This is a genomic window from Phenylobacterium soli, assembly GCF_003254475.1.
GTDB classification, from domain to species: Bacteria; Pseudomonadota; Alphaproteobacteria; order Caulobacterales; family Caulobacteraceae; genus Phenylobacterium; species Phenylobacterium soli.
Genome location: NZ_QFYQ01000001.1, coordinates 2,989,995 through 3,015,178, shown reverse-complemented (window position 1 = coordinate 3,015,178; position 25,184 = coordinate 2,989,995). Strand labels below are relative to the sequence as shown.

At 70.7% G+C, this 25,184-nt stretch carries 25 protein-coding genes; 9 read left to right on the top strand and 16 right to left on the bottom strand.

From position 1 onward, the window contains the following. Positions 1 to 57: 57 nt before the first annotated feature. Both DJ017_RS14975 and DJ017_RS14970 read left to right on the top strand, forming a co-directional pair. Complete coding sequence (locus DJ017_RS14975) at positions 58 to 942, top strand: hypothetical protein (protein ID WP_111529467.1); 885 nt, start codon at positions 58 to 60, stop codon at positions 940 to 942. Between the two features lie 43 nt (positions 943 to 985). After that, positions 986 to 1,798: a hypothetical protein gene (locus tag DJ017_RS14970; RefSeq protein WP_111529466.1), complete on the top strand. Its 813-nt coding sequence runs from the start codon at positions 986 to 988 to the stop codon at positions 1,796 to 1,798. A gap of 6 nt (positions 1,799 to 1,804) precedes the next feature. Here DJ017_RS14970 and DJ017_RS14965 read toward each other — a convergent pair whose 3' ends face one another. The 9 genes from DJ017_RS14965 to DJ017_RS14930 all read right to left on the bottom strand — a co-directional run bounded on the left by DJ017_RS14965 (position 1,805) and on the right by DJ017_RS14930 (position 14,131). After that, a complete protein-coding gene (locus tag DJ017_RS14965) occupies positions 1,805 to 2,416 on the bottom strand; it encodes a glutathione S-transferase family protein (protein ID WP_111529465.1) in 612 nt (203 codons plus the stop codon). Continuing rightward, complete coding sequence (gene uvrA, locus DJ017_RS14960; protein ID WP_111529464.1) at positions 2,413 to 5,304, bottom strand: excinuclease ABC subunit UvrA; 2,892 nt, start codon at positions 5,302 to 5,304, stop codon at positions 2,413 to 2,415. Before uvrA ends, DJ017_RS14965 begins: the two co-directional genes overlap by 4 nt. 200 nt (positions 5,305 to 5,504) lie before the next feature. Beyond that, positions 5,505 to 7,490, bottom strand: coding sequence for an OPT family oligopeptide transporter (locus tag DJ017_RS14955; RefSeq protein ID WP_111529463.1), 1,986 nt, complete (start codon positions 7,488 to 7,490; stop codon positions 5,505 to 5,507). Positions 7,491 to 7,580: 90 nt separating this feature from the next. Further along, the gene (locus DJ017_RS14950) at positions 7,581 to 8,042 is read right to left on the bottom strand and encodes a DUF1203 domain-containing protein (protein WP_227000226.1); all 462 of its coding nucleotides are present in this window, start codon (positions 8,040 to 8,042) and stop codon (positions 7,581 to 7,583) included. 27 nt (positions 8,043 to 8,069) lie between these two features. Next, positions 8,070 to 8,798 (bottom strand): 2OG-Fe(II) oxygenase, encoded by a 729-nt coding sequence (locus DJ017_RS14945; RefSeq protein ID WP_111529461.1) that lies wholly within the window; start codon positions 8,796 to 8,798, stop codon positions 8,070 to 8,072. Between the two features lie 201 nt (positions 8,799 to 8,999). Beyond that, the gene (locus DJ017_RS14940; RefSeq protein WP_111529460.1) at positions 9,000 to 9,911 is read right to left on the bottom strand and encodes a LysR substrate-binding domain-containing protein; all 912 of its coding nucleotides are present in this window, start codon (positions 9,909 to 9,911) and stop codon (positions 9,000 to 9,002) included. A gap of 152 nt (positions 9,912 to 10,063) precedes the next feature. Then, entirely contained in the window at positions 10,064 to 12,925 is a 2,862-nt protein-coding gene (locus tag DJ017_RS14935; protein WP_111529459.1) for a TonB-dependent receptor domain-containing protein, read from the bottom strand. A gap of 187 nt (positions 12,926 to 13,112) precedes the next feature. Next, positions 13,113 to 13,283 carry a hypothetical protein gene (locus DJ017_RS20440; protein WP_165830644.1) on the bottom strand — a complete coding sequence of 57 codons (171 nt, stop codon included), beginning with the start codon at positions 13,281 to 13,283 and terminating at the stop codon, positions 13,113 to 13,115. Between the two features lie 89 nt (positions 13,284 to 13,372). After that, positions 13,373 to 14,131 carry a hypothetical protein gene (locus DJ017_RS14930; RefSeq protein WP_111529458.1) on the bottom strand — a complete coding sequence of 253 codons (759 nt, stop codon included), beginning with the start codon at positions 14,129 to 14,131 and terminating at the stop codon, positions 13,373 to 13,375. 95 nt (positions 14,132 to 14,226) lie between these two features. Here DJ017_RS14930 and DJ017_RS14925 point away from each other — a divergent pair, with 95 nt between their 5' ends. From DJ017_RS14925 to DJ017_RS14915, 3 genes are all read left to right on the top strand, one after another. Further along, positions 14,227 to 14,589 carry a cupredoxin domain-containing protein gene (locus DJ017_RS14925; RefSeq protein ID WP_111529457.1) on the top strand — a complete coding sequence of 121 codons (363 nt, stop codon included), beginning with the start codon at positions 14,227 to 14,229 and terminating at the stop codon, positions 14,587 to 14,589. Between the two features lie 74 nt (positions 14,590 to 14,663). After that, a complete protein-coding gene (locus DJ017_RS14920) occupies positions 14,664 to 15,116 on the top strand; it encodes an MgtC/SapB family protein (protein ID WP_111529456.1) in 453 nt (150 codons plus the stop codon). A 137-nt stretch (positions 15,117 to 15,253) separates the two neighbouring features. Beyond that, positions 15,254 to 16,855 (top strand): ABC-F family ATP-binding cassette domain-containing protein, encoded by a 1,602-nt coding sequence (locus DJ017_RS14915; protein ID WP_111529455.1) that lies wholly within the window; start codon positions 15,254 to 15,256, stop codon positions 16,853 to 16,855. On the opposite strand, the gene DJ017_RS14910 is transcribed toward DJ017_RS14915, so the two are convergent. The 5 genes from DJ017_RS14910 to DJ017_RS14890 all read right to left on the bottom strand — a co-directional run bounded on the left by DJ017_RS14910 (position 16,850) and on the right by DJ017_RS14890 (position 20,040). Continuing rightward, positions 16,850 to 17,290 carry a PaaI family thioesterase gene (locus tag DJ017_RS14910; protein ID WP_111529454.1) on the bottom strand — a complete coding sequence of 147 codons (441 nt, stop codon included), beginning with the start codon at positions 17,288 to 17,290 and terminating at the stop codon, positions 16,850 to 16,852. The genes DJ017_RS14915 and DJ017_RS14910 overlap by 6 nt on opposite strands. 13 nt (positions 17,291 to 17,303) lie before the next feature. Beyond that, complete coding sequence (locus tag DJ017_RS14905; protein ID WP_111529453.1) at positions 17,304 to 17,819, bottom strand: 6,7-dimethyl-8-ribityllumazine synthase; 516 nt, start codon at positions 17,817 to 17,819, stop codon at positions 17,304 to 17,306. Between the two features lie 351 nt (positions 17,820 to 18,170). Beyond that, positions 18,171 to 18,623: a flagellar basal body protein gene (locus DJ017_RS14900; protein WP_111529452.1), complete on the bottom strand. Its 453-nt coding sequence runs from the start codon at positions 18,621 to 18,623 to the stop codon at positions 18,171 to 18,173. Next, positions 18,623 to 18,931: a rod-binding protein gene (locus DJ017_RS14895; RefSeq protein ID WP_111529451.1), complete on the bottom strand. Its 309-nt coding sequence runs from the start codon at positions 18,929 to 18,931 to the stop codon at positions 18,623 to 18,625. The genes DJ017_RS14900 and DJ017_RS14895 overlap by 1 nt, the downstream gene beginning before the upstream one ends. After that, a complete protein-coding gene (locus tag DJ017_RS14890) occupies positions 18,931 to 20,040 on the bottom strand; it encodes a flagellar basal body P-ring protein FlgI (protein WP_111529450.1) in 1,110 nt (369 codons plus the stop codon). The genes DJ017_RS14895 and DJ017_RS14890 overlap by 1 nt, the downstream gene beginning before the upstream one ends. A 200-nt stretch (positions 20,041 to 20,240) precedes the next feature. Between DJ017_RS14890 and fliX the strand changes: the two genes are divergently transcribed. Then, the gene (gene fliX, locus DJ017_RS14885) at positions 20,241 to 20,705 is read left to right on the top strand and encodes a flagellar assembly regulator FliX (RefSeq protein ID WP_111529449.1); all 465 of its coding nucleotides are present in this window, start codon (positions 20,241 to 20,243) and stop codon (positions 20,703 to 20,705) included. Between the two features lie 97 nt (positions 20,706 to 20,802). Further along, complete coding sequence (gene dksA / locus DJ017_RS14880) at positions 20,803 to 21,231, top strand: RNA polymerase-binding protein DksA (RefSeq protein WP_111529448.1); 429 nt, start codon at positions 20,803 to 20,805, stop codon at positions 21,229 to 21,231. A 61-nt stretch (positions 21,232 to 21,292) separates the two neighbouring features. Here the strand turns inward: dksA and DJ017_RS14875 are convergent, their stop codons facing one another. Beyond that, a complete protein-coding gene (locus DJ017_RS14875) occupies positions 21,293 to 21,895 on the bottom strand; it encodes an LOG family protein (RefSeq protein WP_111529447.1) in 603 nt (200 codons plus the stop codon). A 112-nt stretch (positions 21,896 to 22,007) separates the two neighbouring features. Between DJ017_RS14875 and DJ017_RS14870 the strand changes: the two genes are divergently transcribed. After that, positions 22,008 to 22,784, top strand: coding sequence for a hypothetical protein (locus DJ017_RS14870; RefSeq protein ID WP_111529446.1), 777 nt, complete (start codon positions 22,008 to 22,010; stop codon positions 22,782 to 22,784). Between the two features lie 113 nt (positions 22,785 to 22,897). Beyond that, on the top strand, positions 22,898 to 24,661 hold the full coding sequence (locus DJ017_RS14865; protein ID WP_111530127.1) for an ABCB family ABC transporter ATP-binding protein/permease: 1,764 nt from the start codon (positions 22,898 to 22,900) through the stop codon (positions 24,659 to 24,661). Here DJ017_RS14865 and DJ017_RS14860 read toward each other — a convergent pair. Continuing rightward, positions 24,654 to 25,184, bottom strand: a complete 531-nt coding sequence (locus DJ017_RS14860; protein WP_111529445.1) for a GNAT family N-acetyltransferase — start codon at positions 25,182 to 25,184, stop codon at positions 24,654 to 24,656. The genes DJ017_RS14865 and DJ017_RS14860 overlap by 8 nt on opposite strands.

The window sequence follows — 25,184 nt, the reverse complement described above, 5'->3', positions numbered from 1 at the left end:
TTGCAGCGAAAGGGGGACCGACTCGTTCAAAGGAAGGCGAGTGGGTCAGGGACGCAGATGAGCCGTTTTTCGCCGAGTGACGCCGCCCTCGAGGGCTTCCGCCTGACGCGGGAGCGCCCCGGAACGGTGCTTGCCTGGGGCGTGGTCTACGCCATCGGCATCACCCTGATCGGCCAGCTCATGCTCGCCGCCCTCGATCCCCAGCTGATGCACCTCGTTGGCAAGCGCGACCTGGCGCCGGACGACATCGAGCAGATCAGCACCATGCTGGCCAAGTCGTGGCCGGCGTTCCTGCTGGTGCTGGCCCCCGTCATGGCCCTCACCGCCACGTTCCAGGCCGGCATCTACCGCCTGGTGCTGCGACCGCAGGAGAAGGGCTTCCTGCACCTGCGCTTCGGCGCCGACGAGCTGAAGCTCGCGGCGGTCAATGTGCTGATGGTGGTGATCGGCCTCATCTGCCTGTTCGTGGAGTTCATCGCCCTCAACCTCGCAGGACAGGGTGGCGGGGTGTTCGCCCTGATCGGCGCGGCCGCGATCCTGGCCTTCACGATCTGGGTGGGCGTGCGCCTGTCGCTGGTCACGCCCTACACCTTCGCCGAGCACAAGATCGACCTGAAGGGCGCCTGGGCCCTGACCCGCGGCCACTTCTGGCGGCTGCTGGGCATGCTGGTGCTAGCGGTGATCTTCTACATCATGGTCTGGCTGCTGATCAGCATCGTGGCCGCTGCGCTGGTGGCGCTGGCCGGCGGCGCCGAGGCGATCGCCGACATCCGCCATCTCGGCCCGGCGGCGCTGATCTCGTTCCTGCTCTACCTGGCGCTCGAGCTGATCCTGCAGGTGGTGCAGGTGGTGATGATCTCCTCGCCGCTGGCGGTCGCCTACCAGCAGCTCCACGTGGACCCGCCGGCCGCGCCTGCCCCTGCGGAGCCGTTGAGCGCCTGACGCCGGCAAGGCTAAGCTGGGCGTCCGACCCTTGGGATCCTCGATGACCAGCTTCTCGCCCAGCGACGCGGCGCTCGCCGGCGCCCAGACGATCCGCCGCCACTGGCGCGTGGTGGCGGGCTGGGCCCTTTTCAATCTCGTCGCCCTGGTGGCCATGATCGTGGTGACCGTGGTGGTCGCCATCGGCGTCTCGGCCGCGGCCGGCGGCGGCGCGAGCGAGCTGAGCGGCGTGCTCGGCGGGCTCGTGGCCAGCATCGGAACCGTCGCCATCCAGGTGATCATCGTCGGCGGCCTCTACCGCCTGATGGTGCGCCCCGAGGAGCCGGCCTTCCTGCACCTGCGGATCGGACCGGACGAGCTGCGCATCTTCGCCGTCTGGCTCGGGCTGATGGTGATCATCTTCCTGGTGATCGGGGTGGCGGTGATGGGCGCGGCGGCCATGCGCGACACGCCTGGAGCCGGCTTTGCGATCGTCACGGCCGGCTTCGTGGCGGCGGTCTGGCTGGGCGTGCGCTTCTCGATGGCGGCGCCGGCCTCCTTCGCCCAGCGGCGGCTGGTCTTCGCCCAGTCCTGGCGGATCACCCGCGGCCAGGTCTGGCGGCTCATCGGCATGTCCCTGCTGGCGGCGTGCCTCGTGGCCCTGGTCAGCATCGCGGCCTGGGTGGCGCTGGTGCTGGTCTCGGGCTTCACCGCCGGCTTCGGCTCGGTGATCGAGGCGATGAGCGACCCCGAGGCCCTGCAGAGCCACCCGGGGCTCTACCTTTCCCAGATGGCCTTCGAACTCGTGCTCTCTCCGTTCATGATCGTGCTCGGCGCGGCCCCGGCCATGGCGGCCTACCAGGCGCTGGAAGGCTAGGTCGGCTCAGGCCTGGGCGCTCGGCCGGGCCGAGACGCGCTCGCGCCAGGCCCGCACGTTCGACAGATCGTCGGGGACCGGCAGGCCGATCCAGTCGGCGAAGTCCACCGTCGTCAGGGCGCAGATGTCGGCCATCGAATAGGCCTCGCCGGCGATGAAGGCGCGTCCGGCGAGCTCGCGGTCGAGCCAGCTCAGGGCCTTGCCGTAGGCCTCGCGGTTGGACTCGCCGAAGTCCTTGTACTGGGTCAGCAGGGCGGCGGTGCGCGGATGGGCGTGGCGCCAGAAGTTGCCGACCGGCTGCATCACCGTGAACTCGACGCGGCGGATCCACATGTCGACCAGCGCCTTCTCGACCGGAGTCCGGCCGAACAGCGGCGGCTCAGGCTGCGTCTCGTCGAAGTAGCGGCAGATGGCGACCGTCTCGGAGATCGCCGTGCCGTCGTCGAGCACCAGGGTCGGCACCTGGCCGAGCGAATTGCGCGCCCGGTGCTCGGGGCTCTTGTGCTCTCCCTTCATCAGGCTGACCGGCGTCTCGGGCAGGTCGATGCCCTTCTCCGCCAGGAAGATGCGCACCCGCCTGGGGTTCGGCGCCGGGTTGGGCGCTCCGTAGAGAATCATGCGCGTTTCCTGGCTGCGCCGCGGCGTTCGCGGTGGCGTTCGAGGAGTTCGGCGAGGTAGCGGCCGGTCCAGCTCTTGGGATTGCCCGCGACCTGCTCGGGGCTGCCCTGGGCGACGATCTCGCCGCCGCCGTCGCCGCCTTCGGGACCGAAGTCGACCAGCCAGTCGGCCGTCTTCACGACGTCGAGGTTGTGCTCGATGACGACCACGGTGTTGCCCTGGTCGACCAGCTCGTGGAGCACCTCCAGGAGCTTCTTCACGTCCTCGAAGTGCAGGCCCGTGGTCGGCTCGTCGAGGATGTAGAGGGTCTTGCCCGTGGCGCGCCGGCTCAGCTCCTTGGAGAGCTTGACCCGCTGGGCCTCGCCGCCCGAGAGCGTCGTCGCCTGCTGGCCGACCTTCACATAGCCGAGGCCGACGCGCTTCAGCGTCTCCATCTTTTCGCGGATCGGCGGCACCGCCTTGAAGAACTCGGCGGCCTCCTCGACGGTCATGTCGAGGACGTCGGCGATGTTCTTGCCCTTGAACATCACCTCCAGCGTCTCGCGGTTGTAGCGGCGGCCGTGGCAGACGTCGCAGGTGACGTAGACGTCCGGCAGGAAGTGCATCTCGATCTTGATCAGGCCGTCGCCCTGACAGGCCTCGCAGCGGCCGCCCTTGACGTTGAACGAGAAGCGGCCGGGGCCGTAGCCGCGCGCCTTGCTCTCCGGCAGGCCGGCGAACCAGTCGCGGATGGGCTGAAAGGCGCCGGTGTAGGTCGCCGGGTTCGAGCGCGGCGTGCGTCCGATCGGCGACTGGTCGATGTCGATGACCTTGTCGAAGTGCTCCAGCCCCTCGATCCGTTCGTGCGGCGCGGGGGCGTCAGAGGCGTTGTGCAGCCGGCGCGCGGCGGCCTTGTAGAGGGTCTCGATGGTGAAGGTGGACTTGCCGCCGCCCGAGACGCCGGTGATGCAGGTGAAGGCGCCGATCGGGATCTCGCCGGTGACGGCCTTGAGGTTGTTGCCGGTGGCGCCGATGACCCGCAGCATCTTCTTCTTCGAGAACGGTCGGCGGTCCTGCGGCACCTCGATCTCGCGGGCGCCGGAGAGATACTGGCCGGTCAGGCTCTTCGGCTCGGCCATGATGTCGGCCGGCTTGCCCTGCGCGATGATCTCGCCGCCGTGGACGCCGGCGGCCGGGCCCATGTCGATCACATGGTCGGCGGTGAGGATCGCCTCCTCGTCGTGCTCCACCACCAGCACCGAATTGCCGAGGTCGCGCAGGCCCTTGAGGCTGTTCAGCAGGCGGGTGTTGTCGCGCTGGTGCAGGCCGATGGAGGGCTCGTCGAGGACGTAGAGCACGCCGGTCAGGCCCGAGCCGATCTGGCTGGCCAGGCGGATGCGCTGGCTCTCGCCGCCGGAAAGGGTGCCGGAGCCGCGGGAGAGGTTCAGGTAGTCGAGGCCGACGTCCACCAGGAAGCGCAGGCGGTCGTTGATCTCCTTCAGGATCCGCCGGGCGATCTCCATCTGCTTGTCGGTGAGCTGGCCGTCCAGGGTGTCGAACCAGTTCCGGGCGTTCTTGATCGCCAGGTTGGAGATCTCGCCGATGTGCTTGCCGGCGATCTTCACCGCCAGCGCCTCGGGCTTCAGGCGGAAGCCCCCGCAGGCTTCGCACGGCGTCTCGGACTGGTAGCGGCCGAGCTCCTCGCGGACCCAGGAGGAATCCGTCTCGCGCCAGCGGCGCTCGAGGTTCGGCAGCACGCCCTCGAAGGTCTTGTTGACCTCGTAGCGGCGGGCGTTGTCGTCGTAGACGAAGCGGACCTTCTCATCGCCCGAGCCGTGCAGCACCACCTGCTTGGCCTTGTCCGGCAGCTTGTACCAGGGCTCGTCCATGGAGAAGCCGTAGTGCCGCGCCAGCGCCTGCAGGGTCTGGGTGTAGAGCGGGGAGGGACCGCGCGCCCAGGGCGCCACCGCGCCCTTGTGCAGGGTGCGGTCCTTATCCGGAACGACCAGGTCGGCGTCGAAGGCGAGCTTGGCCCCGAGGCCATCGCAGACCGGGCAGGCGCCGTAGGGGTTGTTGAACGAGAAGAGGCGCGGCTCGATCTCGCTGATCGTGAAGCCGGAGACCGGGCAGGCGAACTTCTCGGAGAAGATCAGCCGGCGGGGCTCGGCCTCGGTCGGGTCCTTGTCGGCCCATTCGGCCACGGCGATGCCGTCGGCGAGCCGCAGGGCGGTCTCCAGGCTGTCGGCGTAGCGGCTCTCGAGGCCAGGCTTGGTGACCAGCCTGTCCACGACCACGTCGATGTCGTGCTTGAACTTCTTGTCGAGGGCCGGCGCGTCCTCGATCGGGTAGAACTCGCCGTCGATCTTCAGCCGCTGGAAGCCGGCCTTCTGCCACTCGGCGATCTCCTTGCGGTATTCGCCCTTGCGGCCGCGCACCACGGGCGCGAGCAGGTAGATGCGGGTCCCTTCGTCGAGGGCCGTCAGCTTGTCGACCATCTGGCTGACGGTCTGGCTTTCGATCGGCAGGCCGGTGGCCGGCGAATAGGGCACGCCCACGCGCGCCCAGAGCAGGCGCATGTAGTCGTGGATCTCGGTCACCGTGCCGACGGTGGAGCGCGGGTTGCGGCTGGTGGTCTTCTGCTCGATGGAGATGGCCGGCGACAGGCCCTCGATGAGGTCCACGTCCGGCTTGCTCATCAGCTCCAGGAACTGGCGGGCGTAGGCCGAGAGGCTCTCCACGTAGCGCCGCTGGCCCTCGGCGTAGATGGTGTCGAAGGCGAGCGAGCTCTTGCCCGACCCGGAGAGCCCGGTCAGCACCACCAGCTCGCCGCGCGGGATGTCCACGCTGACGTCCTTGAGGTTGTGCTCACGCGCCCCACGGACGCGGATCAGGTTCTGGTGGTCGGCCATTTTGTCCCGGAAACGATTGGTCTTCGCCGAAGGTCCCCCACAAGGCGCCCGCAAGGACGCTCGGCAAGCGCCTTAATGTAGGCGTCCGACCCGACTCATTACACCAGAACGCAAGGGGAACGAAGCCCCTGCGTCGATCCGGCCTCCGGACCTGCTGACACCACGCTGTCAGCAGGGTGGAGGATCAGGACAGGCGAGGATCAGGCCCGCTTCGCCTGTCTGGCGACCCACAGGTAGAGGCCGGCGGCCACCAGGGCGTAGACGGCGATGGCCAGCGGCGTCGCCGGGGCGAAGTCGGCGGGGACGAGGGCCAGGGGCGCGCCCTTGCCCGTGGCGACGATCAGGGCGGCGTGGGCCACGTTCAGCAGGGAGTCGCCGACGATGTAGCCGGAGACCAGCAGCACGCCGAGGCGCTTGGTCGCCTCGGGGCTCCGCCCCTTGTCCGCGCGGCGGTCGAAGATCCAGCCGGCGAAGGCGCCGATGATCACCGGCACGGTGACGCTGGAGGGCAGGTAGATGGCGAGGGCCGCGCCTAGCGGCGGCAGGCTGTAGCGGCCGCTGCGGCGGAGGAGTTCGTCGACGGCGACCAGGGCCGCGCCCACGAGGCCGCCGACGCCGATCAGGCCCCAGTTCAGGTTGCCGCCGATCACGCCGGTGGCGATGGTCGAGATCAGGGTCGCCTGCGGCGCGGCCAGGGGCGTGCCGGAAATGCCGTGCACCGGCGCGCCGGCGAAGCCGTAGGCCTTGTTGAGCAGGTTGAGGATCACCGGGATCACCAGCGAGCCGGCGATGACGCCGATCACCAGGGCGACCTGCTGGCGCCAGGGCGTGGCGTCGACGAGCTGGCCGGTCTTGAGGTCCTGCAGGTTGTCGTTGGCGCTGATGGCCACCGAGATCAGCACGCTGGTGACCAGCAGGGCGAAGGCGACGAGCGGCTTGGCGTCGCCCGCCTTGAGCACGGGCAGGCCGATGGCCGCGACGATCAGGGCCGCGCCGAGCACCGACAGGATGGCCATGCCCGACACCGGGCTGTTGGACGAGCCGATCAGGCCGGCCATGTAGCCGCAGACCGCGGCCACGGCGAAGCCCGCCACCGCGATGTAGAGCACGGCGGCGATCGTCAGCGGGACCACGAGGCCCGCGAGCGGCCCGCCGGACAGGAAGACGGCGATGATCACCGCGATCGGCGCCAGGCAGGCGAGCGAGATCAGGGTCATCACCCCGATCGGGATGTCCTGTTCGGTGCGGGCCAGGCTGGCGCCCTGGCCGGCCCGGCGGCGGCGCTCGGCGGCCATGGCGCCCGCGACGCCGGTGACCAGGGGCTTGGCGAGCTTGGCCAAGGTCCAGATGGCGGCGACGCCGATCGCCCCGGCGCCGATGAAGCGCACCTGGTGGCTCCAGACGCCCTGGGCCCAGTCGGAGACGCTGGTCGCCGCATCGGCCGGCGACATGGCGGTGAGGATCGGGGCGGCGAAGCCCCAGGCGACGATCAGGCCGACCATCATGGCCGCGCCGACCGCGACGCCCATCAGGTGGCCGGCGCCGAAGAGGGCGAGGGAGGCCTGGGCGCCGAGGCCGGTGGCGCCGCCGTTGGGCGTGCGCACGTAGCGGGAGACCTCGGCGGAGAACAGCTGGGCGGCGGTGGCAAGGGCGTAGGCGGCGCCGGCGAGGGCGCCCACGGTGATGGTGATCAGGCCCTTGCGGCTGTCCGCCTCGGCCTCGGGCGTGTCGCCGTGCTCGCCCGAGCCGACCTTGAGCACCTGGGCGGCGGCGACGCCTTCGGGATAGGGTAGGTCGCTCTCGGTGACGAGCGCCCGGCGCAGGGGGATCGTGTACATGACCCCGAGGACGCCCCCGAGGGCGCAGAGGCCGAAGGTCATCCAGAACGGGAAGCCCGTCCAGGCGCCGACGATGACGAGGCCCGGCAGGACGAACACCACCGAGGCCATGGCGCCGGCCGCCGAGGCCACCGTCTGGACGATGTTATTCTCGTAGATCGAGGCGTTCCGGAAGGCCCGGAGCAGGGCCATGGAGATGACGGCGGCCGGGATCGAGGTGGCGAAGGTCAGCGCCACCTTCAGGCCCAGGAAGACGTTGGCGGCGGTGAAGACGAAGGTGATCAGCACCCCCAGGATCACGCCCCGGACCGTCAGCTCCACGCGCGGAGCCGCTTCTTTCGCCGCCATTCTCTTGCCTTCCAAACCCCCGCGCCCCCGCGCGGTCCAGCCCCCGTTAGAGCCGGAACCTTGCTCCGGCTCAAGAGGCTGGCGGCAAGCTTATGCCCTGTCGATGCGGGCGGCGTAGCAACCCCTGCCCGCGTAGTGGGCGTGGATGTAGGCGACGTTCGGGTCGGCCAGCATACTCTCGATAGCCGGCTCGACCTCCGGGCCGGGGGCGACGACGCCGTCGGTCATCATGCCGGCCGCGTCGAAGGCCCGCAGGGAAATGTAAGGCCGCGAGGTCAGGACCGGGGCCGGCGCGTCCACGTAGCGGGCCGTCTCGGCCGCGCTCTCGTTGACGAAGATGGCGTGGCTGGCGCGGAACGGGGTGTCGGCGGGCTGGTGCTCGAAATTGAGGAGCAGGAGGGTGTCGCCGGTCTTTGCGTCCTGAAGCGTCAGGCGGCAGGCATAGCCGTGGTCGGCGGTGGCGGTGTGGCGCTGGATGCCGCGGCCGGCGAGCTCGGCGTCGGAAAGGCCGAACAGCGGGCGGAAGTCCTCGATGGGCAGGCCGGTGATCACATAGGACAAGGGAAGGCTCCTTCGATGTCAGGCGGCGTCGTGGAAGATAACGCCGAGGGTGTGGCGCGATCCCGCGCGCAGGCGGCTGACGCCGTGGCGCAGGTTGACGCGATAGGGCCCGCGGGCGCCCGACACGGGCCGTTCGCGGACGGGGAAGATGACGGCGTCGCCCTGGGTCAGGGGCACGACCTCGACGCGCGACTGCATGCGCGGGCGCTGCTCGGTGAGGACGAACTCGCCGCCCTCGAAATCGCGGCCCGGCGCGGAGAGCAGGATGGCGAGCTGCAGCGGGAAGACGTGCTCGCCGTAGAGGTCCTGGTGCAGGCAGTTGTAGTCGCCCGGACCGTAGCGCAGGAGGAGCGGCGTCGGGCGCGTCTGGTCCGCCGCGTGGCAGCGCGCGAGGAAATCGGCGTGCGCGGCGGGGAAGCGGGTCTCGACCCCCAAGGCCTGGTTCCAGCGGTTCGCGATGGCGGCGAGGGGCGGATAGAAGCCGGCGCGCAGCGTGCTGACGAGATCGGGCAGGGGATAGGCGAAGTAGCGGTACTCGCCGCGCCCGAAGCCGTGGCGGGCCATGATCACCTGGCTGCGGAAATGCTGCGGGGCATCGTACCAGGCCGCGAGAGCGGCGCAGGTCTGGGGCGTCAGCAGGCCGCGCACGACGGCGCAGCCGTGGGCGTTCAGCTCGGCCTCGAGGGCGGGCCAGTCGAGGCCGTCGATGCGGGCCGAAAGGTCGGCGGCGGGAAGGCGGGCGTCCATGCGCGAGAGATCGGCCGCGCGGCCCGGCGCTTCAATCGGGCAAGATCAACACAGGTCCGAAAGCCGCGATCTCCAATGCTCCCCCACAGGGGGAGCTGTCGCGGAGCGACTGAGGAGGTCGAAGAGCAGGGCGGTCGACGGGCGGCGCGGACGGCGCCCCTCCGGTGCTTCGGACCACCGCCCCCCATGGGAGAATGGGGGTCACGCCCCGACCAGGGCCATCTCCGGCGGCGGCGGGGCGGTGGCGGCCTCCTCGAGCAGCCAGTCGCGGAAGCGGGCGAGGCCTTTCTTCGGCGTCTGGTCGGGCAGGATGAGCTGGAAGCGGGCGGGCGTGCGCACGAAGCCGAAGGGGGCGACGAGGCGACCGGCGGCGATGTCGCCCGCCACATAGATCCAAGGCGTGATGCCGACGCCGAGCCCCGCCGCCGCGGCCTCCAGGGTGTAGAAGATGTGCTCGTACTCGCGGTGCTCTGACGTCTCGGGCAGCAGCATGCCGGCATGGTCGGCCCACTCGGCCCAGGCCTGCGGATGGGAGCGGGTGTGCAGGCGGGGCAGGGCGCCGAGCTGGGCGGGACTGACGCCCGCCGCGTGCAGAGCCGGCGAGAGCACCGGGCCGTGGAAGTTGTCGAGCAGTGGGGTCGCCGTGCCGCCCTCCACATGCGCCGTTTCGGAGAGCCGGATCGCCGCGTCGAACGGCTCGCGCGCGAAATCGACGGGCCGGTAGGCCTCGGTCACCCGGATCGAGATCTCCGGATGGCGGGCGTGGAAGCCGGCGAGCTTGGGGATCAGCCAGCGCATAGCGAGGGTGCCGACGCAGGAGACATGGATCTCGCGGTCGCCGGCGCCGCTCACCTCCACGAAGCTGCGCTCCAGCTCGTCGAAGGTCGCGCCGAGCGAGCGGGCCAGCCGCTCGCCGGCGTCGGTGAGCCGAAGGTTGTTGCGTGGGCCGTGGGTCAGGCGGACGCCGCAGAGGCGCTCGAGGCTGCGAACCTGGCGGCTCACCGCCCCGTGGGTGACGCAGAGCTCATCGGCCGCCAGGCTCATCCGCCCATGCCGGGCGAAGGCCTCGAAGGCGCGCAGGGCGGTCAGCGGCAGGTGTCGGCGCTTCGGCATCGTGATCTCAGCTCACAAGCGGAGCATCGGACGAACATCGGTCGGCCGCAAACGACATCTCCGCCCCTCGTTCGTGATCTGAGCTCACAGACCTCGGCAAGAGAACGCCCGCCCGGTCGCCCGGGCGGGCCAGACTCTCGCCGAGGCGCGCCCTACTGCGGGCGGTAGCTCAGGCGGAAGTAGATGAACCGGCCCGGCACGTCATAGACGTTGGGGTCGAAGTTGTTCAGGTCGCAGCTGATGCAGCCGGGCGGGTCCTTGTCGAACAGGTTGTTCGCGCCGAGGGCCAGCGACAGGCCGGTGGTCAGGAACGACGGCGTCCAGCGGATCTGGCCGTCCACATAGGTGCGGGCCGCCATCTTGTTGTTGCCGGCGGCCGGCTCCGTCACCGAGGAGATGTAGCGCACGCCGAGGGTCGCGCCCCAGTCGGCCTTGTCCCAGTCGACCATCAGGTTGGACTTGGTCTTGGGGAAGGCCTGGCTCGGGCTGCCGCGCTCGGTGCCCTCGCGCTTCACCGGCTGGAAGCCCGTCGAGGTGGGCTGCTGCTCGGTGTACTCGAGGAGCCGCGTGGTGTTCCAGCTGGCGTTGAAGCGGCCCATGTCCCACTCCGGCGAGCGCCACAGCAGGTTCACGTCGAGCGACCGGGTCTGGATGCCGCCGATGTTGATCAGCGGGTTCGAGATCCCCGAGATCGCCCCCGAGGCCGTGCGCGTGATGGTGGCGCAGGACAGCGGGTCATTGGTGTTGGCGCAGCGGTCGAGCAGGGTCTGGCCGCTCAGCGCCTGGATGGCGCCGTCGAGCTTGATGTCCGAATAGGCCACCTCGATCGAGCCGCCGTCGGCCCAGGAGAGGCCGCGCAGGAACTTGGGCTCCCAGACGAAGCTGTAGTTCCAGCCCTTGCTGGTCTCGGGCTTCAGGTCGTGGTTGCCCGAGGTGATGACCGCGATCTGCGGGTTGAGCTGCACGTAGCTGCCGTTGGCCGGCACGCCGCGGGCGACGCAGTTGGCGCGGACCGTGGCGCTGGCCGCCGTGCCGCCGGCGAGCCCCAGCATGTCGGAGCACGGGTCGGTGACGCTGGCGTCGAAGCGCGAGGCGGTGCCGAACAGCTCGCCGATGGTCGGGGCCCGGAAGCCCTGCGCGTAGGAGCCGCGGACCAGCACGTCCTCGACCGGACGCCAGGCGAGGCCGCCCTTGTAGGTCGAGTCCTTGCCAGAGGTGGAATAGTCGAACCAGCGGCCGGCCACCGAGGCGTCGAGGCGGTAGATGAACGGCGTGTCTTTGATCAGCGGGATGCGCAGTTCGCCATACGCTTCCTTGACCGTGATCTTGCCGCTCGCCGGCTGGGCCGGGATGTCGGAGGTCAGGCCCTCGACCACGAGGGCGTCGGGCTGGAAGTAGCCGGTGGTGCGGCGGTGCTCGAGGCCGGCGGCGAAGGCTAGCGGCCCGGCTGGCAGGTCGAACAGGTCGCCCGTGATGTTGGCGGTGACGTCCGACAGCTCCTGCTGAGAGGAGTCATGCTCGGTGAAGCCGATATAGTTGAGCATGGCCGAGGTGATCGTCCCGGCGCCGCCGAACAGGTTCAGCGGCACGCAGGAGCCCGTGCACTGCGCGATTGGGCCCAGCGCCTGCTGCACGCGGGCGGCGTTGATGTTGCCGGTGAAGGTCTGGTCGGCGTGGTTGCGCGACCACTCGGCGTTCACGTCCCAGTGCCAGGTGCGGTCCATGACGCCGAAGTCGCCATAGAAGCTGCCCATGACGTTCCAGGTGTCGACCGTCTGCTCGTAGTGGCGCGGGCCCGCCTCGACCATCCGGCGGCCGACGAAGGTCAGGGTGCCCGGGCCGAGGTCGAAGCCGAACGGGTTGTAGGGGTTGCTCGCCGAGATGGTGATCGTGTCGAGCAGGTTGCCGTTGCCGGCGTCGGGGCCGACGAACAGCGGCAGCGGCGCGGCCTGGTTGGCCGACTTGCGCTCCACGAACGAGGCGCGGGCCCGGAAGTGGACCTTATCGGTGATGTCCTGGGTCACCGTGGCGAAGGCGCTCACCCGCTCCAGCGGTGTCAGGATGTAGTTGTAGGGCTGGAAGTTGAAGCGGTCGGCGGTCGAGAACGCCTTGTAGCTGCCCGCCGCGCTGGTCGGGTCGGCCGGGATGTAGGTCGGCCGCACGCCGACGCCCAGCGCCTGACGCAGCGTCAGGTCGAGGTCGTTGCCGGTGTTGGGATCGTGGACGAGCACCCGCGCCAGCGGCGTGCCCGACGAGCAGCCGCCGTCGAGGCAGGAGGTGGAGTAGGGCGCCGGGAAGCGGGAGATCGAGCGGTCGTTGGACGACACCGGATCCTGCTTGAAGTAACCGCCGCCGATCACGATCGAGGTCGGGCCGGTCGAGACGCCCCAGGAGACGTTGTAGTCCTGGGTCAGGCCGTCGCCCTCCGAGAACTCGCCCACCTGGGCGCTCGCCTGGAAGCCGTTCTGGCGCTGCTTGGTGATGATGTTGACGACGCCCGAGATGGCGTCGGAGCCGTAGATCGGCGAGGCGCCTTCCTGGAGCACTTCCATCCGGTCGATCATCGCCGTCGGGATGGTGTTGAGGTCGACCGAGCCCGGCACGCCCGAGGCGGAGGCGCCGCCCACCCAGCGTTGGCCGTCGACCAGCACCAGAGCCCGGCGCGAGCCGAGGTAGCGCAGGTCGATCTCGGCGGAGCCGGCGCCGACGCCGCCGCCGTCCGGCGGGTTGCCGGAGTTGCCGGAGTTGTTGAACTTGGCGTTCAGGCCGCCGCCGGCGGACGGGATCCGCTGCAGCACGTCTACCGTCGAGGTGAGGCCGCTCTTGGCCACCATCTCCTGGTCGATCTGGACCACGGGCTGGTCCTGATCGAGCGGGCTCGTGCGGATGCGCGAGCCGGTGACGACGATTTCCGAGACCTGGTTGTTCTGCTGCTGGGCGTAGGCGACGCCGAGGCTGCCGCCGGCCGACAGGGCCGTCACGCCCATCAGGGCGACGCGAGTTAGGAGCTTCATCAATTTCCCCCAGTAGGGCGTCGGAGCGCCGGTCGCGCGAAGCGACTCAGCGAACCAATCGCCGGTTGTGGCGGGAGGATGGGCTGGGCCGTCACCGGACTGTCAAGCAGGCCGGATCACGGCGATCGACGAGCGCCGGTCGGTGTGGCCGCCAGGACTCAGGCGCGAGACCGACGCCGAGCGCGGCTCAGCGGTCCCAGGGCGGCGGGAGACGGTGGCGATCGCGAAGGCCGTGGCGCTCGGCGAGGTGCGCCTGAAGCATCCGCCACCAGAGCCCGGCGAGGCGGCGCGGCAGCCGCAGCGGATCGATGAGCGGCAGCAGCGGCAGGGCCGCCGGCGTGAGCTGGTGCAGGGTCATGGGGCCTCCGCGATCTCAGGGAGAGGATCGCGGGCGGGACGGGCACGGACAAACGATCTTGCGGCCGCCTGTCCGTGAGTTCCGCGCCCTTAGAAGCGCTTCTCCCATTCGAGGGCGAAGCGCACCTGGCCGTCGGTGGCGTGACGCGCTTCGCCGACCGGCAGGAGGTAGGCCGCCTCGAACTCCAGCTCGCCCTTGGCCCAGGCCGGGCGACCCTCCCAGCGCGCCATCGGGCCCAGGAAGTGCGCCTGGCGCCCGCCGAAGGCGCGGTTCGTGCCGAGGTCGCCGAACGCCTGCAGCCCGACCTGGACGTGACGTCCCGCGTCCAGCGTGCCTTGCGCGGCGTAGCCGAACTCGGTGGCGCCCTCGCCGGGGCGGTCGGTCAGCGCCTGCTCGGCGATCAGGTTGAGGAGGCCGTGGACCGGGCCGAACTGGCGCGCCAGCAGGATCTTGCCTTCGAGCTTGCCGGACTCGTTGTGGATGCGCTGCTCGTATTCGAGGTAGGCGCCGACGTCGACGCCGGTCCCCGGCAACTGGCCGAGGTAGGCGACGCCCTCGACGGCGATCGAATCGAGCTTGCGGCCATCGCCGGGCTCGTCCTCGAACTCGCCCAGAACAGCCAGGCTCAGGCGGTCGGAAAAGCCGTGCTCCAGTTCGACCACGGCCGCGGAGTCGCCGTTCTCGTCGCCGCCCGTGAGCCGGCCGCCGCGGACCTCCACCTCGGTGACGCCGTTCTTCACGTAGGGCGAATAGACCTGGTTGGCGAGGCCCGGGGCCGCGCTCGCCGCTCCCGCCCAGCCCATCGTCGCCGCGACGATCGCCGCCGCCGCCAGTCCCGCCCTGCCCATGCCCGTATCACTCCATTTGTTGCGAGCCGTTCGCATATAGTGTTGCGAGCGATTGTCAATTGCAGGATAAGGGTGGGGCAATCGAGGAGAAGCCCATGGGCTCGAAACCGGTCGCTGCTGTCCTGACGGTCCTGCTGTCCGTCCTTCCCGCCGTGGCGACGAGCGCGCCGGCGGCGTCTGGCGCGGAGGAGGTGCGGGTGAGCCTGACCCTCCGGGACCACCGGTTCGCGCCCGACAAGGTCACGGTGCCGGCCGGCCGCACGGTGCGCATCGAGCTCATCAACGAAGATCCCGCCGTGGAGGAATTCGACAGCGAAGACCTCCGCGTCGAGAAGGACGTCACCCCGCGGGCTCGGGCGAGCTTCACGGTGGGGCCCCTGAAGCCGGGGACCTACAACTTCATGGGCGAGTTGCATCCGGACACCGCGTCCGGCGTCCTGACCGCGGTGGCCGACTAGGCGGGGCCGACCAGCCCTGAGCGCTTGACCCGCCTCAAAGCGGGGTTCGGACTGTCGGGGCATTGAGTCCCGCCATGTCAGATCCGCAGATCATCCTCCGCATCTTCGTCGCCGCCCTGGCGTGTTCGATGCTCGGGCTGGAGCGTTCGCGCCGCTACCAGTTCATCGGCGCGCGCACCTTCGGCCTGATCGGCATCGGGGGCGCGGTGGCCGGGGCCATGGCCGCCCGGCTCGGCGTCATCGACCCGGCCGCCACCAGCCGCACCCTGCAGGGCATGCTGGCCGGCATCGGCTTCCTCGGCGCCGGCGTCATCGTCCATCCGGGCGTGCGCCTGCGCACGGTGGGCGTCACCACGGCGGCGGCGATCTGGGTGGCGGCGGTCCTCGGCTTCGCGGCCGGCATCGGCGAATGGTTGCTGGTGATGGCCGGGGCGGGCTTCTCCCTGGTCCTGCTGGTCATGCCGGAGCCGCTGGCTTCGAAGGAAGACCGGGACCGCGCCCGCCGGGAGGCCGAGACCAGTCGCTGACTGGGACCTGATCGGCTGCTGTTGCGCCCCCCTGCGGCGCGCCCTACCTTTGCGCCTTCCGTATAGGAGGTCTTCGACCATGCGCCACGCGACGGACATCCCGCTCGTCCCGAACGTCCACGTCGCATCGGTCGCCCATGTCTGCCCCCTCCACGCCCGCCTTCCTGACGCTCGATTCCGTCGCCGCCCGAACCCCTGACGGCCGCACCCTCTTCGAAGACCTGACCCTCGCCCTCGGCCGCGAGCGTACAGGCCTCGTCGGCCGAAACGGCGTCGGCAAGACCACGCTCCTGCGCATCCTCTCCGGCGAGGCCGATCCCGCCGAGGGCGCCGTCGCCCGCACCGGCTCGGTGGGCGTGCTCGCCCAGTCGCTCGAGCCGCCGCCTGGCGCCTGCGTCGCCGATCTGATGGGCCTGGCCGAGCCCCTCGCGCGCCTGTCCCGGATCGCAGGCGGGGAGGGGGACGCCGAGGACCTTGCAGAGGCGGACTGGACGCTGGAGGCGCGCCTCGAGGCCGCCCTGGCGGGCGTGGGCCTCGCCGGCCTCGACCTGCAGCGCCCGGCCGCCGACCTCAGTGGCGGCCAGCGCACCCGCGCCGCGCTCGCCGGCCTGATCGCCCGCGGCCCCGACGTCCTCCTGCTCGACGAGCCGACCAACAACCTCGATGCGGCGGGCCGCGCCCTGGTGGCCGAGGCGTTGGGCGCCTGGAGCGGCGGAGCGGTGGTGGTGAGCCACGACCGGGCGCTGCTGCGGCGCATGGACCGGATCGTCGAACTGACCAGCCTGGGCGCCCGCATCTATGGCGGCGGCTACGACCTCTATGCCGAGCGCAAGGCCGCCGAGGAGGCGGCCGCAGCGCGCGACCTCGCGGAGGCGGAGCGGGCGGTGGCGCGTGCGTCGCGTGAGGCCCAGGCGGCCACCGAGCGACAGGCGCGCCGCGACGCCGCCGGCCGCCGCTTCGCCGCGCGCCGGAGCGAGCCGAAGATCCTGCTGGGGCGCCAGGCCGAACGGGCCGAGAACTCGGGCGGCCGCGGGGATCGCCTGGCCGAGCGCCAGAAGGCGGAGGCCGTCGCCCAGCTCGCCGAGGCCGGGGCCAGGGTGGAGCGCCTGCGGACGCTGGCCTTCGATCTCCCGCCCTCGGGTCTCGCCGCGGGCAAGACGGTGCTCGTCATCGAGGACGCGGGCTTCGCCTACGCCGGCGGCCCACCGGTCCTCTCAGGATTCAGCCTGCGGATCACCGGGCCGGAGCGCATCGCCCTGCAGGGGCCGAACGGCGCCGGCAAGACCACCGCCATCCGCCTGGCGGCCGGCGAGCTCTCGCCCACTGTTGGCGCGGTGCGGCTCGGCGTCCGCCCGGCGCTCGTCGACCAGCAGACGGCGATCCTCAAGACGGACGAGACCCTGATCGAGGCCTATCGCCGACTGAACCCAGCGGCCACGATCAACGACGCCCACGCGGCCCTGGCGCGCTTCCTGTTCCGTAACCGGGACGCGGGCAAGCGGGTGGGCGCCTTGAGCGGCGGCGAGCGGCTGCGCGCGGCCCTGGCCTGCGTCCTGGCCGGCGAGGCGCCGCCCCAGCTCCTGATCCTCGACGAGCCGACCAACCATCTCGATCTCGACTCGATCGCCGCGGTGGAGGCGGCGCTCCGCGGGTATGACGGGGCCCTGCTCGTGGCCAGTCACGACCCCGACTTCCTCGCGGAAATCGGGGTCGCGCGGACGGTCAGCTTGCGGTCATGACGCCTTCCTCTCCGCCTCGCGCCCGACGACGCGGAAGACCGCGTCGGCCCTGGCGCACGGCTGGCCATCGGCCGTGACGAAGGCCTGCGCGAAGCAGAGCGTGGAGCCCGGTTTCACGAACACCGTGTCGAACTCCAGCCACTGGCCCTTGTAGGCCGCGCCGAGGAAGTCGACGGAGAGGCTCACCGTCACCAGGCCGCCGGCGTGGCCGAGCGTGCGGGCGCAGGAGAGCCCCATGGCGTTGTCGGCCAGCGCCGAGATCAGCCCGCCGTGGACGAAGCCGCGGCTGTTGGTGTGGGCCGCCGCGGCGCGCAGCCCGAGGATCACCCGCTCTCCCGCCAGGCGGCTGAAGAGCGGCTCCCAGGGATCGGTCAGTGGGCTCTTGCGGTCGTGCGGCTCGAAACCCGGCAAGGGGCCGTCGATGCTTTGATCCATCGCCGCGCCTCCCTCACGCCGCCAGCTTGGCGAGGCTGTCGAGGGTCAGGCGGCAGGCGCGCGCCGCCTCCTGGCCCTTCACCCGGAAGTGCTCGTAGAAGAACCGCTGGTGGACGTCGTGCTCATGGAAATGGTGCGGCGTCAGCACGACGGAGAACACGGGGGTCTCGGTGGCGAGCTGCACCTGCATGAGGGCGTTGACCACCGTCCCGGCGACGAAATCGTGGCGGTAGATGCCGCCGTCGACCACGAAGGCCGCCGCCACGATCGCGGCGTAGCGGCCGGTGCGGGCCAGGGTCTGGGCGTGCAGCGGGATCTCGAAGGCGCCGGGGGTCTCGAAGCGGTCGATGCCCTCGGCGGGGAAGCCGAGCGCGGTCATCTCCTCGACGAAGCCGGTATGGGCCTCGCGGACGATGTCGGCATGCCACAGGCCGTGCACGAAGCCGATGCGGGCTGCGCGATAGGCGCCGTTGGCGGTGGGGAGTTCGTAGGCGACCGGCTGGCTGGCCTGTTGGATCGCTTGGGTCATGGTCTAATCCCTGATCGGGGTTGAGCCACGACTCAGGGAGACGCCGAAGTCCGCGCGGGACTCCTTGCGGAGTCCGGACGCGGATCGGCGGTTCTCATAACCGGACTATGACCGTCGGCCCCGGGATCGCACCGGTGTCTGCTCGTCCCTGCCGGCCGACTGGAGAGACTGGCCGTCAGGCGCCCGCGGGCTCGTCCCTCCGCCGCCCGCATGGAGCCTTGGAGGGCATTACCGCCGGTGGGGAGTTTCACCCCGCCCTGAGAACGTAGTCCGCCGGAACAGCCCGGCGGCAGGGCCGACCATAACCCCGTTCCGCAAGGTCATACAATCGTTTGAAATCGGGCGGGAGGTTCAGGCCCGGCGGTTGAGGGTGATGGCCCGGCCGTCCGCGGGCTTCACGGCCCGCTCGCCGCTGGGGCCATAGCCTTCGGCGGCGCCCTTCTGACGCTGGCTGGCGACTTCCTCGGCGATGGCCTTGACCAACCCCTCGGTGACGGTGCGGGCCGCGTCGAGGGCGCGGGACTGGCGGGCGAGGACGGCGTCGAAGGCCTCGGTCGCGCGGACCAGCCGGGTGCGGTCGGCCAGGGGCGCGCCGGCGATCAGTTTCGGATTGGCCCGCACCTTGGCCGACTCGTGGCGGTAGATGTTGGCCAGCTTGGAGGTCTCGTCGATCAGGCCGGCGGCGTCCTGCGGACGGTGCTGCTCGAAGGCCTGGGCCTGGACGGCGATCAGCTCGGTGAGGCGCTCGGTCAGGGTGACGAGCTGGGCGACGCGGTCGGTGGCGTCCTGGGCGGAGAGGGCCATCAGCTCAGCCCCTGCAGCTTGAGCATCTCGCGCTCGACGCTCGCGGCGACGCCGACGCCGCCGGTCCTGGTGACCTGCTTGGCCATGGCGTCGGTGAGCACCGAGCGGAACATCTCCTCGCCGGGGCCGCCGCCGAAGGGGCCGTCGGTCGAGAGGCCGGCGAACATCTGCTGCATCATCACCGACAGGAAGGAGGACTCGAAGTCCTGGGCGGTCTGCTTGATCTGGCTGCGCTTGGCCATTTCCGCGGCGGTGGGCTGGGCGGTGGGCGCGAGCAGGGACGGGGAGACCGAGAGCGGGGTCGTCATCACATCACCTCGATGTCGGCCTGCAGCGCGCCCGCGGCCTTGATGGTCTGGAGGATGGAAATCATGTCGCGCGGGGTGACGCCGAGGGCGTTGAGGCCGGCGACCAGGGTGGCGAGCGAGGCGCCCGACCTCACGGTCAGGAACTGCTTGCCCTTCTCCTCGTCGACCGAGACGTCGGACTGGGGCACCACGGCCGTGCTGCCGGTGCGGGCGAAGGGGGGCGGCTGGCTGACCGCCGGGCTCTCGCGCACCGTGATGGTCAGGTTGCCCTGCTGGATGGCGACCGTGGAGACCCGAACGTTCTCGCCCATGACGATGACGCCGGCGACTTCGTCGATGACCACCTTCGCGGGCGAGTCGGGCTCGACCGAGAGGTTCTCGGCCTGGGTGATGAAGCCCATCATGTCCTGGCCGGCGGGGGCGCGGACGGCCACGATGGTCGGGTTCTCGGCGAGGGCCGAGCCCGGCCACTTGGCGTTGATCACGTCGGCGATGCGGTGGGCGGTGGTGAAGTCGGGGTTCTTCAGGGTCAGCCGCATCTGCGGCATCGCGTCGAAGTTGAAGGCGATCTCGCGCTCGACGATGGCCCCGCCGGCGATGCGGCCGGCGGTCGGCACGCCCTTGGAGACGGTCGAGCCCGAGGCGCCCTGGGCGCTGATCGAGCCGGTCTGCACCGTGCCCTGGGCCACCGCATAGGCCTGGCCGTCGGCCCCCAGAAGCGGGGTGACCAGCAGGGTGCCGCCCAGCAGGCTCTTGGCGTCGCCGAGGGCGGACACGTTGACGTCGACGTGGGCGCCGGCCGCGGCGAAGGCCGGCAGCTTGGCGGTGACCATCACGGCGGCGACGTTCTTGGTGTTCAGGTTCGCGTCGCGGGTGTTGACGCCCAGCCGCTCCAGCATCGCCTCGAGGCTCTGCTTGGTCATCGGTGCGTTGCGCAGGGCGTCGCCGGTGCCGTTCAGGCCGACCACGATGCCGTAGCCGACCAGCATGTTGTCGCGCACGCCCTCGAAGTCGACGATGTCCTTGATCCGCGACTTGGCGAAGGCCGGCGCGCCGGAGACGGCGACGGCCAGGAGGCCTGCGGCGAGGGCTCGGAAGAGATGACGCATGTTCACCGACGAAGCTGCTTCGCTCGTGTGCATGCGAGGCGCGTGCCAATTGGAGCGCGTCGAAAACCTATGTAAAATCAGCAGGACAGATGGTTAACGGGCAGGTTGCCGGCGCCTCCCGGCAGAAATTGCCCGGCATTAACCATACTGCAATCACCCGGGCCCGAACCTTCAGGCTGAGCCAGGAGTAGAGTCGGCGCATGAAGGTCACCGGAACAGGTGGGGTCGGACAGGCGGGCGGGCCACGCTCGTCGCGCCCGGCCGGCGGCGGCGATGGCTTCCGGCTGCCGGGCGCGCAGGCCCCGGCCGCGCCGAGCCAGAGCACGGGCGTCAGCTCCGCCAATGCGGTCGTGGGGGTCGAGGCGCTGCTCACCCTGCAGGACGTCGGCGGTCCGCTGGAGCGCAAGCGCCGGGCGGTGGGCCGGGCGAGCCGGCTGCTGGACGTGCTCGAAGGCCTGAAGATCGCCCTCCTGGAGGGCCGGGTGACCGGCGCCGACCTGGAGCGCCTGCACCGCACGATCCGCGAACAGCGCGCCGCCACCGACGATCCGCGCCTCGAAGGCCTCCTCGACGAGATAGAGACGCGCGCCTCGGTTGAGCTCGCCAAGCTTGAGCAGGCCCGGAGCCTCACCCAGGGGGAGGGCGAGGGCCCGCGTGCGGCATGATCACGCGGGTATTACCGCGAGCGATTTGAAACCACTGTTCATTTTGCTATAAGCCGCCCGCGTGTCACTCGGGGAGTTCAGGGGGCTCGAGGTGTCCATGAAAACAGCCGCAGTTCTGGCTGAAAAGTCCGACTACCGTCCTTCCGAGGACGAGGAGTTCATGAACGAGCGTCAGCTTGAGTACTTCAAGCAGAAGCTCATGAACTGGAAGGAGGAAATCCTCAGGGAATCTCGCGAGACCCTGACGCACCTCCAGAGCGAGACTGAAAACCATCCCGACCTCGCGGACCGGGCCTCGTCGGAAACCGACCGGGCACTGGAGCTGCGCACCCGCGATCGCCAGCGCAAGCTGATTTCCAAGATCGACGAGGCGCTCCGCAGGATCGAGGACGGCTCCTACGGCTACTGCGAGGAGACCGGCGAGCCGATCGGCGTGGCCCGTCTCGAAGCCCGCCCGATCGCCACCCTGAGCCTGGAAGCCCAGGAGCGGCACGAGCGGCGCGAGCGCGTCCACCGCGACGACTGACCCTCGCGGAGCGGTTGCAGACTTCGACGGCCCCGCAAGGGGCCGTTTGTGTTTTGGGAAGCTAGGCCTTGCGGGCCAGGCGCTGGTCGACTTGGACGGTCTCGCCGGACATCGCGAAGAGCGCGGGGACGATCTCCTCCACCGTCTCCACCGACTTCCAGCAATCCATGAATTCCGGCGGGGTGAGGTTCTCGTCGACGGTCATCTGGAAGAGCTGGAACAGGGGCGCCCAGAAGCCGCGCGGGTTGTAGAAGACCACCGGTTTGGCGTGCAGGTCGAGGCGGCGCCACGAGAGCAGCTCGACCACCTCCTCCAGGGTGCCGACGCCGCCGGGCAGGATGACGAAGCCGTCGGCGCGCTCGAACATCATCATCTTGCGCTCGTGCATGTTGCTGACGACCACGTGCTCGACGCTCTCCAGCGCCCGCTCGCGTCCCACCAGGAAGTCGGGGATGATGCCGAGCACCCGGCCGCCCGCCTCGTGGGCGGCGCGGGCGCAGGCGCCCATCAGGCCGACCCCGCCGCCGCCATAGACGAGCTTCAGCTCGGCCGCCGCCAGGGCCGCGCCGAGGTCCTTGGCGGCGGTCAGGAAGGCAGGATCGGCGGCGTCGGACGAGCCGCAGAAGACGCAGATCGCGTCCAGGGCCTGGGTGGTTTGCGCCATGGGGTGGCCATCTCCTCGCGGACCGACGCTTGCGGGCCCGTCCCGAAGGTCCGATTAGCTAGGGCTGAGGTTAAGGAGATTCAATCGTCCCGTGTTCCCGAAAACCGCGACCTTGTTCGTTCCTGCAACCGTCCTGGTCGCCGCCCTGACGGCCGCCCTGGCGCTCAACGCCTGTGGGCGCAAGCCCGCGGCCCCGGCCGACAAGCCGGCGGCCAACGATCCGCAGACCGCCTACGCCGCCCCGCCGGCCGTGCACGAGGTCCGTAGCGGCCCGGCCGGCGTGACCGTGGCCGGGACCGCGCCGGCCGGCGCGCAGGTGCGGTTGGCGACGCCCGAGGGTCAGGCGGTGTTCGCGCCGGTCGACGCCCAGGGCCGCTTCCGCTTCGACCTGCCACCGACCAACGAGGCGCGGATCTTCGGCCTGTCCGAAAAGGTCCAGGGCCGCCAGGTGCAGGCCCAGGGCTATCTGGCCGTCGGGCCGCAAGGCCGCGCGGCCGTCCTGCGGGCCGGGGCAGGGGCCGCGCGGCTCGATCCGCGCCCGGCGCCCTCGCTCTCGGCGGTGGACTTCGACCGCGACGGCTCGGTGGTGGTCTCCGGGGCTGCGCCGGCCGGCGCGCTGATCTTCCTGCGCCTCGACGGACGCCAGGCGGCGCAGGTGCGCGCCGACGCCCAGGGCCGCTGGACAATCGCCCTGCCGCAGCCGCTCTCCAAGGGCGTCCATGCGATCGAGGCGGCCGGCGACAGCTTCACCAACACCGCCCAGGTCGCGATCGACCCGCCCGCGCCCCTTGCGCAGGGACCGCTGCGTAGCCAGTTCACCAGCGGCGCCCTGAGGCTCGACTGGCTGACGCCCGGGGGCGGGGTGCAGTCCACCCTGCTGCTCGACTGAGCGGCGCTGAGCGAGGGGCATACGGTTTGGCTCACATCCATGCCGCCGCGGCGCGGGCGCGCGAGCCGGGCGGCGTCGCGCCGGCGGGCGTGACATTCGACGTCTGGAGCTCCATGGGCGACCTCTGGCGCCTGGTGCTGCGCTCGGGCGCGCCGCAGCTCCACCTGCGCCTGGGCGTGGCCCTCGGCCTGGTCTTCCTCGGCAAGGTCGCCGGGGTCTGGTCGCCGGTGGTGCTGGGCGACGCCATCAACCACCTGGCCTCGCGCGAGGCCGAGCCGTCCTTCCCGCTGTTCGTGATCGGGGCGCTCGGCGCCTCGGGGCTGAGCCTGGCGGCCGCCTCGGCCCCTTATCTGCGCGACGCCATCTTCCTGCGGGTCTCCCAGGCGACCATGGCCAGGGCGGCGGTCGAGAGCTTCCAGCACGCGCTCGGCCTCTCGCTCGACTTCCATCAGTCCAAGCGGATGGGCGCCCTGTCGCGGATCATCGACCGCGGCTCGCGCTCGACCGACTTCCTGATCCGCAGCGTGGTCTTCAACATCGGCCCGACCCTGATCGAGCTGTTGCTGGCCATGGGCGTCATGGCCCTGCGCCTGGGCTGGGCCTTCTCGGCGATCACCTTCGTCACCATAGTCATCTATGTGATCGTCACCTTTAGGATCACCGACTGGCGGCTGTCGCACCGACGGGCGCTCAACGAGACGGACAGCAAGGCCGCCGGCCTCGCGGTGGACGCGCTCATCAACTACGAGACGGTGAAAACCTTCGGGGCGGAGACGCGCGTGGTCGGCGGCTACGGCCAGGCCATGGGCGACTACGTGGACGCCAGCGTCCGGGCGAACGCCTCGCTCAACATGCTCAACTTCGCCCAGCAGACCATCCTGCAGACAGGTCTTGCGGTGATGACGGTGGTGACCGGTCTCACGGTCGTGCACGGCCAGATGACCGTGGGCGGCATCTTCACGGCGACGTTGCTGCTGCGGAACCTCTACCAGCCGCTCGGCATGCTGGGCTTCAACTACCGCGAGATCCGTCAGGCCTTCATCGACATGGAGCAGATGGTCGACCTGCTGGGGGTTGCGCCGGAGATCACCGATGCGCCCCAGGCCAGGGACCTGCCGCCGGCCAGCGGGCAGGGGGCGGCGCTCGCCTTCGAGGACGTCAGCTTCCGCCACGACGCCCGCTCGGTCGGCCTGCGGGGCGTGAGCTTCGAGGTCCGGCCCGGCCAGACCGTGGCCATCGTCGGTCCCTCCGGCGGCGGCAAGACCACGGCCGTGCGCTTGGCCATGCGGCTGATCGATCCCCAGGCGGGGCGGGTCGCGATCGACGGGCTCGACCTGAAGGCGGTGCGCCTCGCCTCCTTGCGCCGGGCGGTGGCGCTCGTGCCGCAGGACGTGGCCCTCTTCAACGACACCCTGTTCGCCAACATCGCCTTCGCGCGGCCGGACGCCACGCCGGACGAGGTGCGGGCGGCAGCCGACGCCGCCGAACTCGGCCCCTTCATCGAGGGCCTGCCGAACGGGCTCTCGACCCTGGTCGGCGAGCGGGGCCTGAAGCTCTCCGGCGGCGAGCGCCAGCGGGTCGGCATCGCCCGGGCTCTGCTGGCCAACCCGCGCCTGCTGATCCTCGACGAGGCCACCAGCGCGCTGGACGGTCCCACCGAGGCGGCGATCCAGGAGACCCTGCGCAAGGTGCGCGCCGGGCGCACCACCCTGGTGGTCGCCCACCGGCTCTCGACCATCGTCGACGCCGACCAGATCCTGGTCCTGCGCCGCGGCCGCATCGTCGAGCATGGGACCCATGCCGAGCTGCTGGAGAAGACCGGCGAGTATGCGGCCCTGTGGCGGCGCCAGACGCGGGCGGCCGAGCTCGTCAGCTGATCGCCTTAGCCATGCGCACCAGCGGCACGGCCGCCCCGCCGCGGGCGTCCTCGACGGCCTCGATGTCGCGGTAGCCGCACTGGGAATAGAGCGCCCGACCGGAGAGGGTGGCCATCAGCTCCAGACGCCTGAAGCCTTCGGCCCGTGCGGCGTCCTCGCAGAGCTGCAGGATCAGCCGGCCGACCCCGCGGCGGGCGAAGTCGGGGTGGGTGTACATCGCCCGCACCCGCGCCGGCTCCGTGGCCGGGTCGAGGATGGCGGCGTCGCGACCGGGCGTATGGTCGCCGCCATAGAGGGTCGCCCGCCGGCTCCAGCCGCCGCAGCCGGCGATGCGGCCGCCGTCCTCGACCACGAAATAGGTGCGGTCGGCGACGAGCTGACGGTCGAGCCCCATGATCGCGCGGCTGGCGGCGATCTGCTCGCTGTCGAGGAAGCCCCGCTGCAGCTCCGCGATAGCCGCGTCCATCACCGCCGAGAGGGCCGGGATGTCGGCCTCGCTCGCCAGGCGATGGGTCAGCGACAT